Here is a 13,230-nt window from a genome sequence, read left to right on the forward strand (position 1 = left end):
TTTAGAAGCTTGCTCTTAACATTAAACCATAAGTCCTGGTAGCGGGTGATGTACCCGCATTTGAGACATTATTTGTCCAGTGGGAACCTCCTGTCATTTGTTCCGGATCTAAATCTTTTAATGATCTATACAGGAAAAACAGATTTCTTCCAAAGGCGGATAACTGAACATTTTTCGCTTTCAATCTGGAAGCGATGGACCAAGGAAGTCTATAGCTTATAGAAAGCTCTCTCATTTTCACGTAATTATTCTTTTTAACGTAAAGGCCGTAATTGGAGTTGGAGTATTGTGGTCCCCCCCAATTGTAGGTGTTCGCGTAATAGTAGGTCTGTGAAATAACATTTGTATTGGGCGAACCATCGGCTAGTACACCTTCCATCAACATACCATCGTGAAACATTTTTTCGCCATTTGGACCAGTAGACCCGCTGTGGGCAACTCCTTTGCCTCCTGAAAGGTAGTAGCTGATGCCTCCGTGTTCAGCATCCATGTTATTCAACGATTCTTCTAATAATCCGCGGCTGATCATCCAGTTAATTCCTGTCGGCATAACGTCTCCGCCTAAGTTGAAATCAATTAAAGCATCCAACGTGAAGTTTTTATAGGTAAAGGAATTGACAAATCCCCCTACCGTCTTTGGCATGGCATTACCAGCCTTTACCCATTTGTTAGCGTCTAGTTGGTAAAGCCCGTTTGTGCCTACCACTTTACTGCCGTCTGCATCTGTCACATAGGGGTGTACCATAATATCCCCCATTGATTCTCCTACTTTAGAGACCAACTGTGCGGCCGAACCATCGTAATCGCGATGTAACAGTTCAGTGGCTCCCCCAGGTAAAGCTTCTACTGAATTTCTGTTGAAGGAAAAATTCAGGGTTGAATTCCACTGAAAATTTTCTTTTTTGATTGGCGTTCCATTTATAGCAAATTCCCAACCTTTGTTTCGCAATGTACCTACGTTAGCCAAAACCGAAGATGCACCTGTAGAAATCGGTAAAGAATAACTTAGTATTTGGTCAACAATTTTACCGTTATAATAGGTGACATCTAACCCTAATCTACCCTTTAGCATTCTTGTTTCTAATCCAAATTCAACCTCATGTTTTTGCTCGGATTTTATTTGTTCATTTCCAAAGTTAGAGGTAGGCACTACAATGTATTGAGTAGGAGATCCAGATCCCTGATTGCCCAATGTATTTTGGGTATAACTTAATGGACTGGCATAAACACCAGGGTAATTTCCTACAATTCCCCAAGCTCCTCTTAGTTTGGCATAGTCAAAAAATTGGGGGAGCTCAAAGGCCTCTGATAAAATAAGGCTGGAGTTTACTGAAGGGTAGTAGGTAACATTGTCGTCAGGATGCATTGTTGATATGATCTCGCGACGTAGTGTACCTTCTGTATACCAAAAATCTTTATAATTTAAGTTTAGTGTTCCGAATAGTGCGTCCCGCAAAGTATAGCTTTTTTGGGATGAACCTCTGGATAAATTTACTGAGGAAGCAATGTCATACCAATTTCGGATACTTAGACCACCATCCGTATTCGCAGTGGCAGCTGTGGATCTATCTTTTGTAGCTGTATATCCTAGCATGGCTCCTAATTCCCAATTGGTCGATACCTTTTTCTTATAACGAGCCAATAGATCCAGATAGTAAATGTTTGCTGATTTGTTTGTTAGTGCATAATACCCTGAATTACCAAAAACCAATGGAATAGTGTTTGGTTGTTTGTCGTCTATGATCAATGTTGTCATATCTGCCGAGAAGCGACCCCGTAGCATCAAGTCTTTTGTAAGTTCCAAGGTATTGGTAAAGGAAGAAAGGATACGATTTGAGTATTCATCGTACTGTCTGGCTTTTTGATTCCACATAAATTCAGCAACATCACCTTTAAACCCATTGTAAACGATATTTTCGTCAGGTGTAAGACTCTGGTTGGTTCCTGTTACAAAGCGATAACCTAAAGAGGTTTGATATTTGTCTAAATACCATTCCGGGTTATCAAATGGAGACATCATACCCGTAAAATTATTTATTAAGCGATCCGTCATGAAAGGACGGTTATGCGTGCTTTGGTTAATATAGTTAACGACAAGATCCGTTGTTAAACGTTCTCCAACTTTGAAAGTTGTATTTAGATTGGCGATATTTTTTTTGTTGTAAGAATCTAATGCGGTCATCTCATTGTCTTGACGGGATAACGAGAATCGTATATTGGAATTTTTACCTGTATGCCCTAAAGCGAAGTTCAGAATGGTGTTGTTTGGGTTATTGAACAGTTTGTCATAAGAGTTTTGTGCGACATAGGGGCGTACCTTTCCATCCCATGAAATTGTCGGCTGCCCGTCGAATTTTGGCCCAAAATTAAGACTGGTACCCATAACACCTCTTGTTACACCATCTATAGCCCTAGACTGATCGTAGTAGAAAAATTTATCTTCAGCTTGTCCACCGTTGAAGTATTCAACCGTATAGCCAGGTCCTCTGACATCTTGAAATCTTGGTAGATAGGCAATTTTGTCGTGCGTATAGGTCGCGTTAAAATCAACTGAAAACCCTTCGCCACCTTTGTTTGACTTTGTAGTTACCATGACCACACCATTCATGGCTTCCGAACCGTATAGTGCAGCGGCTGAGGCTCCTTTTAGAATAGTAATAGATTCTATATCCTCTGGGTTTAGATCTTCCAATCCATTTCCTCGAGCGCGTTGATCTCCCCAATAATCCGAGTTGTTGAAGCTGGTTTGACGCATGGGAACCCCATCGATAATTACTAAGGGTTGCGAATTTCCAGTGATGGAGTTGATACCACGGATATTAATGTTAATGCCCGATGTGGCACCCCCCGGAGCAGCTGATATACGTACTCCCGGAGCCTTACCGTAGAGTGCTGCGGCGAAGTTGGGAGAACCTGTCTTTGTTAATTCTTTCGAGTCAACGGTACTCATTGCATAGCCCAGTTCTCTCGGAGCTCGTTTAATTCCCATAGCGGTGACGACGACCTCTTCTAAAGCTCCGTCTTCAGCTATCATGGTTATGTTAATCGTTTTAGCAGTGCTTACTAAAACCTCTTGGGTACTGAACCCAACCATGGAAAAGCGAAGCGTCTGCCCGCTTTCCGCTTGAATAGAATACGCTCCGCTTGAATTTGTTTGGGTTGATTTACTGGTACCCTTTACGGATACACTGACGCCCGCAATGGGGCCTGTTGCATCTGATACAATCCCTGTAACAGATTGCTGTGCGAAAACTACCGACACACATAAAAACATGATGGTCGATAGATAGCAGCATTTTAGATAGAACTTGTTCATAAAATTTAGTTTAAGGTCATTTTTTTTATTTTTTTGTTTAGTACTTCTCCTTTTATTGATGAAATTGCGATGCAGGTGCTCCCGATAATTTGGACATCTGTTAGATCGGATATTTCGATTGACGTATTTTTAGATAGCCGATGTATACTGAACTCGAGTATAGATGCTTGAATCTGAGGTAAGAGTATAGCTCCTACTTTTGCTCCCTTACCACTGATGATGATCTTTTCTGGATTTATAATATGTATTAATGTTGCTATACCCTTTCCGAGCATATAGCCAATTTTGGCGAATGATTCTATAGCGACCTGGTCGCCGTTTATAGCTGCTTCCATCAATTGATCTATTGTGATGGTAGGGGTTTGTTTGTAATTTTGACCGAGTTGGGATACTTCGCCGGCTTCTAATTTTAATGTAGCATATTCAATCGCTGCTATCAACGAGGCTTCTACTTCCAAACATCCTCTTTTACCGCAGGAGCATAATTTGTTTATGTTGGACAAGGGGATATGGCTGAATTCACCGGCAAATCCTGTACTGCCTCGAAATAATCTATTTTCTAGTATCATACCCAATCCAACACCCCAGTTTAAATTGATGACCAAAGCATTCGAAGAACCTTTTGCCTTTCCAAAATTATGTTCGGCTATGGCAATAGCTGTAGAATCGTTCTCGATATAAGTGGGGATGTGCAAATGGTTTTGTAATACATCTCTGATATCTCGCAGTCGTGTAAATGATGTGTTAATTCCATGTGCGGAGTCGATAAAGCCCGGCATAGTAATTCCTATTGCTACAATATTATGAACCGGTTGATCTTTTAAATAGTTGTCAACAAGCTCAAGGAGTAATTCGGAGGGAGCTTGATGTGTCAATACATTCAAGGATACTCGTACTGTATCTTTGAGCGCTGTATTGGAGAAGTCGACAAGGGTCACGGTCGTATTGAATTGATCCAGAGCAATAGCTAGAATGCAAGGAAGATTTTCGGTATTTAATGAGTATTGAATGGCCCTTCTACCTCCTGTTGATGGGGCAAGCCCTTCGGAGGTTATAATTTTTTGCTCTAAGAGCCGTTGAATGGTTTTTGTAATGTTGGGTATACTTTTTCCAATAGAGTTACTTAGATCCGCTATCGATTGCGTACCTGAAAAGTATAATTCTCTTACTATTGTATAATTGACTGTATCCACAACTAGTTCTTATAATGGGTTATTTAGTGTAACAAAGATACTGTCAATTTATTTTAACAAACAAAATCTTTTTAATATTTTTAATAAGATTGTTTTTTTAAATTTTTTTTGAATTAAGTTTTGGCCTTTTTTGCTTCAACAGTGCCTTTTTTAGCGTTTTAAATGATTTTTAACAGAGGAGTCAGTGAACTTCATTTGTAACAAAAATATATCATGAAGAGAGGGGGGAAGAAGGACTTATCCGTATAATTGTCTGGCTGCCACTTGAGAATAGTAATAAATAACTATTTTTATGCAAAACTTAAATATTACTGTGAACCCAATGTTTTATGACCTAATTATAGTCGGGGGAGGACCTACTGGAGCTTCTTTAGCCGCTAGAATCGCCCCTTCCGGAATGAAGATATTATTGTTAGAAAAGGATTCCTTGCCCAACCGTACAGTTATTTCATGTTCGCTTCTTTTGTCACATGGGATGCAATTATTAGATGAAATCGGCATCGCGGAAGAGTTGTATGCCAGTGGTAATAGCAGACTAAGGGGGGCAGTTTTGGAAGTGGATGGCTATTTCAGAACTGTTATCGCAATGCCCGAAGATAGAGGTAGGAATTATTTGTACGGAATAGATCGGCAGAAACTAGATGATTCGATTTGGAATAATACAATGCGTTTTCCAAATATTAAGGCAGTTGATGGCTTTGTTGTCTCGGATATACAGCAAAACGATGAAGGAGTAATTGTACAGGGGGTTAAAAAAGGTGAGGGAGAAATGCGGTATCAGGCAAAGGCGATTGTGGGGGCAGATGGTAGGCATAGTGTGGTTGCCCGTAAATGTGGCGCTGTTACAACAGAAGAGGTTTCAAGGTATAATACAGCGGTATTTTATGCGTATTGGGAACATGTTGTGCCTTACCGAATCAAGGGAGACGAGTGGGTGCAGATACACACCAATGGAAAGGGCAGGAGTGTGGTATTAATGCCTTCAACGGATGGTAAGACGGGTGTTTTGCTGCAATGTCGTCAAGCTGATTTTGATGGAGAAGGTAAATTGGAGGAATGGTATATGAACTTTTTGCACGAACTTCCATTGGTGTCTAAAAGGTTTAATACAGCAAAGCGGGTAACTCCCATCAAAGGAATTAAGAACGTTAATAATTTATTTCGACAGGCTTTCGGTAATAGTTGGGTATTGGCGGGGGATGCCTATCATCAAAAAGATTCGTATGACGCGCAAGGAATATATGATGGATTGTTAGGAGCGAAAGTTTTATCCAAACATTTGATTGCTTGGTTTGTGGAAGGGCACAGTTGGGAGAAGGTGATGCAAGATTATGAATGTGAAATCGCAGCTCATATGAAGCCTATGTTTGCAAATACTATGGAAAGATTGAAAAGAGAAATGTTTACCGATGTCTCTCCGATAATTGCAAATACGGTGATGCGTTGGTTGTTGACTAATAAAGGATATTTGGAGAAGTTTAGTAAGACAATGATCAGAAAGATGAGGTCATCGAAAGGTGATACAGCAGGGGGGGTGTTTAAAGCGCTATTTGTTGGGTTTTTTAGGGATATGAGAGCAATCGCACTACGGGTTCCTAAGGATGGTAAAGAATAACATCAAGTTATAACCCTAACGATTTTCTTTAAAAAAAGTCTGTTGTTGCATATTTGTACCAAAAAGTGGTAACTTCGTGCAATAAGCTATATTATGAAATATCCATGTTTGTACTAGATGCACCAACACCAATCAATGTAGTTGTTTCATGAGTGCTTTACACTCGGCTTGGGTATTCCATTTGGGCATAAAAAAGACAAATTATTTGCATATGAAACAACGTTATTATTCGTTAGACGTGTTCAGAGGGGCTACTGTTGCACTCATGATCATGGTAAATAATCCAGGGACATGGTCGTCGATGTTTGCACCATTGAAGCATGCACCTTGGCATGGGTGCACACCGACAGATTTGGTTTTTCCTTTTTTCTTATTTGCAGTAGGTAATGCCATGTCATTTGTTATTCCTCGGATGCAAGAGGCGGGAGATGGTGTCTTTTGGAAAAAAGTAATCAAAAGAACTATCCTGATTTTTTTAATAGGGTTGGGCTTGAACTGGTTTCCTTTTGTGCAATGGAGCGAGGGGGCTTTGCAATTTAGAGAATGGGTAAGTAGTGTAGACCCTAATAAGGGTGTTCGTATATTGGGTGTTTTGCAACGGATAGCAATTGCTTATTTCTTTGCCTCGGTATTGGCTTATTATTTTAAGCCTCGTACCTTACTATATATAAGCGCGTTTATATTATTCAGCTATTGGGGACTTTGTGCCTTCTTGGGGACAGCTGATCCGTATTCTTTGGAGGGTTGGTTTGGGACTGCTTATGATAAGCAAATTCTGGGGGTTGCACATATGTATAAGGGAGAAGGACTGCCGTTTGATCCAGAAGGTCTATTGAGTACAGGGCCTGCAATAGTTCAGGTTGTGTTTGGATACCTGGCTGGTACTTTCATTAAAAAGCAGGGGCAAGTGGATTGGTTGTGGACTAGAGTGCCACAAAGCAACGAGCCGCATTTTAAATTATTATCAGGTCTCCTAGTGACAGGATTTATTTTGGTTGTCTTGGGTTGGACATGGTCTCTTGGATTTCCGATTAATAAAAAGATCTGGACGAGTTCTTATGTCTTGTATACAACAGGTCTAGGTATAATGACTATAGGAGGCATGATCTGGTATATCGAAGTACAGGGAGTAAAGAATAAACTCACTCAGTTCTTTGATGTATTTGGTAAGAATCCTTTGTTTATTTTTGTTTTGAGTGGCTTATTGCCCAAGGCTACGGCGTTAATCCGTATTCCAAATGGAGTAGGCGCCGATGGCCAAGCATTGTTTACAACACCATTTGCATGGTTTTACAAAAATGTATGTGCACAGATTCCCGGACCAACAGAGTTAGGATCATTTGTTTATTCCTTATGCTTTCTTGTAATAATGTGGGCGATCTGTTACTGGTTGGATAAAAAGAAAATATATGTGAAGGTGTAGTAGTTAGTGATTAGATACTAGTGGCTAGAAGAGAGTCGTTTGGCAGCTAAAATAACAACTGGGTGGTTTTTAAATTTTTATTTTTTACTTTTTAATTATACCTTTGCAGGCAATTAATAGATTTTTTAACGCTTTAATATTATTCAAGAGATGTATTTAAGTAAAGAGTACAAAGCTGAGATCTTCGCAGAATTTGCTGGAGCAGCAGCAAACACAGGTTCGGCAGAAGGACAAGTAGCTTTATTCACAAAGAGAATTGCTCACCTAACAGAGCACTTGAAAAAAAACAGAAAAGATTTTAACACACAACGTTCACTACAAATGTTAGTAGGTAAGCGTCGTTCTTTATTAGCTTATTTGTTCAAAAAAGACATCAACCGTTACCGTGCGATCATTAAAGGTCTAGGTTTACGTGATATCATCAAGTAAGCTTATACGTGAAAAGCTAAGCGGCCACCCAAATTTTGGGTGGCCGTTTTTTTTTGGAGGGGGCTGCGAACGGTTAGTTTTTTTAACAAACACAGAGGAGGTTTGATGGCAGTAAAAGCGAAAGTCACCCTGAGTGTAGCGGAGCGGAATCGAACGAGTCTATCAACTGTATAGGGTTAATTATATATCTTCTAGATTCTCCGATACTCGGAGCAGGTCCTCCGCTTCAGTCGATTACTTGTCCCGATTTCGGGATGACGACATAGTTTACAAACCGAGCTTGTGAGCTCACCGTAGGTCATCTGTCATTGGTAGTGTTCGTAGAAGTGGTATGAAAGTTTTGTTTCGTCCGTTTTTTTACCCTAAATTTTATTTACCTTTGTGATGATTTTTTAAGGTCAAAAAACAAGGTGCATCATGTTAGTAAAGAGGAAAATGCACCAAATAAAGAAAACAAAATGAGTTATAACGAAAAGAAAGTAACGATTGAAATGGGCGGTGGCCTACCTCCAATCGAATTATCTACAGGAAAGTTAGCGAAGCAAGCTGACGGATCTATTGTTTTAAAGCAAGGTAATACCATGCTGTTGGCTACTGTTGTTTCCAATAGAGAAGCTAAAGCAGGGGTAGACTTTTTACCTTTATCTGTAGATTACCAAGAGAAATATGCGGCTACAGGCCGTATTCCAGGAGGTTTCCTGCGCCGTGAAGCGAGATTGTCGGATTACGAGGTTTTAATCTCTCGTTTGGTAGATAGAGCTTTACGTCCATTGTTTCCAGAAACCTATCATGCAGATACCCAGGTGATGATTTCATTAATCTCTGCAGATAAAGATATTATGCCAGATGCATTAGCAGGATTGGCGGCTTCAGCGGCTATTGCCGTTTCTGATATTCCATTTAATGGTCCGATCTCTGAAGTTCGCGTAGCGAAAATTGATGGACAATTGGTGATTAACCCTCGTCTTTCGGAATTAGAGAAAGCTACATTAGAATTTATCGTAGCTGGTTCTGCACAGGATATCGGCATGGTAGAAGGTGAAGCTAGTGAGATTTCAGAAGCTGAGATGGTAGAGGCTATTGCTTTTGCACACGAAGCTATCAAAAAGCAAGTAGCGGCTCAATTAGAGTTAGCCAACTTGGTAGGATCTACTGTAAAACGTGAATTCAATCACGAGCCTTCGAATCTTGAGTTGCGCGATGCAATTTTTGCAGCAACGTATGACAAGGTATACGAAGTTGCCAAATCAGGATCTACAAAACACGAACGTTCGGAAAAGTTCGCCACTATTGGTGAAGAGTTTTTTGTGACTTTAGGTGAAGATCTTGACGAAGACACTAAATTCTTAGCCAAGAAATATTACCACGATGTACAGTATGATGCGGTACGCAACCTGGTATTGGATGAAGGTATCCGTTTAGATGGTCGCGATGTGCGTACCGTACGTCCGATCTGGTCTGAGGTAGATTATTTACCTGCAGCACACGGTTCAGCGGTATTTACGCGTGGCGAGACACAAGCGTTGACTTCTGTTACATTAGGCGCTAAAGACGATGAGCAGATGATCGATGGAGCTTTCATCAATGGATACAATAAATTTATCTTGCACTACAATTTCCCTGGATTTTCTACGGGAGAAGTAAGACCGAATAGAGGTGCTGGTCGTCGTGAGATTGGTCACGGTAACTTGGCTATGCGTTCATTAAAGCAAGTTCTTCCGAGTGATTCCGAAAATCCATATACTATTCGTGTAGTTTCTGATATCTTAGAATCAAACGGTTCTTCGTCAATGGCTACAGTATGTGCTGGAACGTTAGCATTATTAGATGCGGGGGTTAAATTAAAAGCACCTGTTTCCGGTATCGCTATGGGCTTGATTACGGATGAAAAGTCTGGTAAGTATGCAATTTTATCCGATATTTTAGGAGACGAAGATCACTTAGGTGATATGGACTTTAAAGTGACAGGTACTGAAAAGGGTATTGTTGCTTGTCAGATGGATTTAAAAATAAATGGTCTGAAATGGGAAGTGTTAACACAAGCATTGGATCAGGCAAAAGAAGCCCGTCTTCATATCTTAGGTGAGATGAAGAAAACAATCGATGCACCTCGTGAGGATTACAAACCACATGCACCACGTATCATCTCCTTGACGATCGATAAAGAATTCATTGGAGCTGTAATCGGACCAGGCGGTAAAATCATTCAAGAAATGCAACGCGAGACAGGATCTACTATTTCAATCGAAGAAGTGGATAACAAAGGTATCGTTCAGATTTTTGCAGATAATAAAGAGTCAATCGATGCTGCCGTTGCACGTATTAAAGCTATTGCTGCAAAACCAGAGATCGGCGAGATCTATGAAGGTAAGGTAAAATCAATTATGCCTTTTGGAGCGTTCGTAGAGATTATGCCAGGTAAAGATGGACTGTTGCATATCTCAGAGATCGATTGGACACGTTTAGAGACAATGGACGGTGTCCTAAAAGAAGGAGATATCGTTACTGTTAAGCTTTTAGATGTTGATAAGCAAGGTAAAATGAAACTTTCGCGTAAAGTATTATTGCCTCGCCCACCAAGAGAGGAAAAACCAAAACAAGATCCGAAACCAGTAGGAGATGCCCCTAAAGCATAATCTAGCTGATGAAAATAAAAAGCCCGACCGCATAGGTCGGGCTTTTTTGTGATACTGAAGAATCGGATAAGAGTATGGTATGCTTATAAATAATTTAGCCTCGAAGTTTTTGGCTCGAGGCTAAATAATATAAAGTACTCTTGTTGTTATAAAGTACTCTTGTTGTTATCTTCCAGGTCCGAATACGTTTCCTACCATGGTCATCGCACAACGGAAGCCCGTCATTGCATTAGATTCATTTTGCTGCATATAGCGACGGGTGGCTGGGTTTAACCAGTATGCCCTGTCATTCCAAGAGCCACCTTTGAATACACGGGATTTATCATTGACAAGTGTTGTTTTACCGTATAGCGCTTTTTGTTCCTCGTCTTTAAAGCCTCGTACATCATAGTCATATGAGGTTGAGTTTGGATCACCGGCTTTAGAAGCCTGAAGTTCTTCCCAAGTTTGTTTTCTTGCCGCTTTAGCAGGGACTTTAATCGGTCTGCCATATTTATCTTTGGCTAACGTCCTTGTCTCCGCATTTTCGTATTGGTTATCCATAAAGACGTGACCCCGGAAAGGGTTGAAATCTTCAAAGTCCTCGTAGGAAAGCTGGCGATATACGTCGCTGACCCATTCGTTGACATTTCCTGCCATATTATACAGTCCAAAATCGTTAGGCTTATAGCTCTTTACTGGAACTGTGATGTCGCCTCCATCATTCAAATCACCTGCGACTCCCATATTGTTTCCACTTGTTATTTTGAAGTTAGCCATCATTTTACCTTGATTTTTTCTGCTGGCATCACGAACGCCTAACCCGTTCCATGGGTAAGCCTTGCTGGTCTCAATATTACCATTGTAGGTGTTACCTATCAGACCAAGAGCGGCATATTCCCATTCTGCTTCTGTAGGGAGTCTGTAGGGCTGTTTTAAGATGCCATCCTCCATTCGTACAGTTCGTTTAGCGTCTTTTTGTGCACCTATTTTGTTATCTGCAGGCATGTTTTTACCGTCAATACCTGCGCCTTGGTATTGACCATTTAGGTACATATCTGTATTATAGGTCTGTCCGACCTGCTGTTGTTGTTCGCTTAAAGTTTTATAATCGACTAAAATCCCTCGCTCGCGTAATATGTTTTCATTAACGCGGTCGGTGCGCCATTGGCAATACGCATTGGCTTGTTCCCAAGTTACCCCTACCACTGGATAGTCTTGGAAAGAAGGATGACGTAAATAGAAATTGACATAAGGCTCATTATAGGATAGGGGATTGCGCCATACCAAAGAATCTGGAAGTGCATCGTAATAGAGTTTGCCATCTTGCGGGTAACTTTGAGCGATCCACTGTAGGTATTCTAACCAATCCGCATTGGATACTTCGGTCTCATCGATGTAGAAAGAAGCAACAGTAACTTTTCTTCTTAGGTTGTCATGTGAAAAGCCTAGATCCTCATTCAGACTTCCTCCCATCACAAAACTACCGCCTTCGATTCCAATGAGTCCAGGTCCCGGGCTCTCTTTGATCTTTCGGTTAATTTGCAGTCCTCCATTATAAGGGTCGTTATATCTTACCCCTGTCTTATCGGATACATCTCCACGGCGGCTTTTACTTTTGCAGGAAGTCATCAGCACGGATGATGCTACGACTAGAACAGCAGATGTAATGACAAATCTCAAATAGTTCATATGTAAATAATTATCTTCGATGAGCTCGTAAGCTCGGTTTGAATTCTAATGGCCATATAGAATATCCAAGGTATATTATGCACGTTTATGTCTAGTGCGCATGCTGCGTTTCGGTTATTCGTGTTTGTACAGTCAATGCTACATGAATATTTTATATGAATAATCAGTTGTCCATTAAATTAACTCCCAAAAATATAAATAATTTAAGAGATATGGTATGCTTTAGTTTATAAAATCACCTAGTAACCTGTTGGTATTTGTATTAAAAAATGTTAAAAGGCATATTTCTTACTTTTTATGCATAGTCGTTGTATTAGGCAATGTGCAAAATATGCCTTAATTTAGGTGTTTTTAAACGATAATTGTGTTAAACATGAAGATAAAGGTAGGTTTTGGATTTGATGTGCATCAAATAAAAGAGGGGCATCCATTTGTAATTGGAGGTGTGTTGTTGGATCATCATGCGGGTGCATTTGGGCATTCCGATGCCGATGTGTTGGTGCATGCTATTTGTGATGCAATTCTGGGAGCGTCAAATCTAGAAGATATCGGCTATCATTTTCCAAATACAGATGAGCGATGGAAAGGAATAAGCAGTTTGCTATTACTCAAGGAGTGCGTACGTTTAATTCAGGAAAAGGGTTGGTCTTTAGGTAATATCGATGGTATGCTTTGTCTGGAGGCACCTAAGATCAAACCTTACATTGGGGCGATGAAAGAGAAGATAGCAGAAGCGGCTGGACTAGAAATCGATGATATATCAATCAAGGCAACCACCAACGAGACTATGGGATTTATAGGACGTGGAGAGGGAGTTGTAGCTTATGCGGTGTGTTTGATACAGAAAGGATAGCTTCGGTTTTTTTGTTTTTTTTTCTAAAAACCTAGAATTACTTGAAATTAGTGTTTTTTAACAGCAGATAATGCTGTAATAATTAATACTTTTG

8 protein-coding genes are annotated in these 13,230 nt (G+C 40.3%); 5 read left to right on the forward strand and 3 right to left on the reverse strand.

The features are described from left to right. Position 1 precedes the first annotated feature (1 nt). Both G7B18_RS06275 and G7B18_RS06280 read right to left on the reverse strand, forming a co-directional pair. Positions 2-3,316 carry a SusC/RagA family TonB-linked outer membrane protein gene (locus G7B18_RS06275; protein ID WP_164109017.1) on the reverse strand — a complete coding sequence of 1,105 codons (3,315 nt, stop codon included), beginning with the start codon at positions 3,314-3,316 and terminating at the stop codon, positions 2-4. A gap of 5 nt (positions 3,317-3,321) precedes the next feature. After that, positions 3,322-4,509: an ROK family transcriptional regulator gene (locus G7B18_RS06280; RefSeq protein ID WP_164109015.1), complete on the reverse strand. Its 1,188-nt coding sequence runs from the start codon at positions 4,507-4,509 to the stop codon at positions 3,322-3,324. A gap of 292 nt (positions 4,510-4,801) precedes the next feature. Between G7B18_RS06280 and G7B18_RS06285 the strand changes: the two genes are divergently transcribed. From G7B18_RS06285 to pnp, 4 genes are all read left to right on the forward strand, one after another. Next, complete coding sequence (locus tag G7B18_RS06285; RefSeq protein ID WP_164109013.1) at positions 4,802-6,124, forward strand: NAD(P)/FAD-dependent oxidoreductase; 1,323 nt, start codon at positions 4,802-4,804, stop codon at positions 6,122-6,124. A 211-nt stretch (positions 6,125-6,335) separates the two neighbouring features. Beyond that, positions 6,336-7,547 carry an acyltransferase family protein gene (locus G7B18_RS06290; protein ID WP_164122216.1) on the forward strand — a complete coding sequence of 404 codons (1,212 nt, stop codon included), beginning with the start codon at positions 6,336-6,338 and terminating at the stop codon, positions 7,545-7,547. A 150-nt stretch (positions 7,548-7,697) separates the two neighbouring features. Further along, positions 7,698-7,976 (forward strand): 30S ribosomal protein S15, encoded by a 279-nt coding sequence (gene rpsO / locus G7B18_RS06295; protein ID WP_164109009.1) that lies wholly within the window; start codon positions 7,698-7,700, stop codon positions 7,974-7,976. A 458-nt stretch (positions 7,977-8,434) separates the two neighbouring features. Then, positions 8,435-10,612, forward strand: a complete 2,178-nt coding sequence (gene pnp / locus G7B18_RS06300; protein WP_164109007.1) for a polyribonucleotide nucleotidyltransferase — start codon at positions 8,435-8,437, stop codon at positions 10,610-10,612. A 165-nt stretch (positions 10,613-10,777) separates the two neighbouring features. On the opposite strand, the gene G7B18_RS06305 is transcribed toward pnp, so the two are convergent. Then, positions 10,778-12,283 carry an SUMF1/EgtB/PvdO family nonheme iron enzyme gene (locus G7B18_RS06305; RefSeq protein WP_164109005.1) on the reverse strand — a complete coding sequence of 502 codons (1,506 nt, stop codon included), beginning with the start codon at positions 12,281-12,283 and terminating at the stop codon, positions 10,778-10,780. Between the two features lie 373 nt (positions 12,284-12,656). Here G7B18_RS06305 and ispF point away from each other — a divergent pair, with 373 nt between their 5' ends. Next, entirely contained in the window at positions 12,657-13,136 is a 480-nt protein-coding gene (gene ispF / locus G7B18_RS06310; protein ID WP_164122217.1) for a 2-C-methyl-D-erythritol 2,4-cyclodiphosphate synthase, read from the forward strand. Positions 13,137-13,230: the final 94 nt, after the last annotated feature.

The sequence above is a fragment of the Sphingobacterium sp. xlx-130 genome, from assembly GCF_011007405.1.
GTDB classification, from domain to species: domain Bacteria; phylum Bacteroidota; class Bacteroidia; order Sphingobacteriales; family Sphingobacteriaceae; genus Sphingobacterium; species Sphingobacterium luzhongxinii.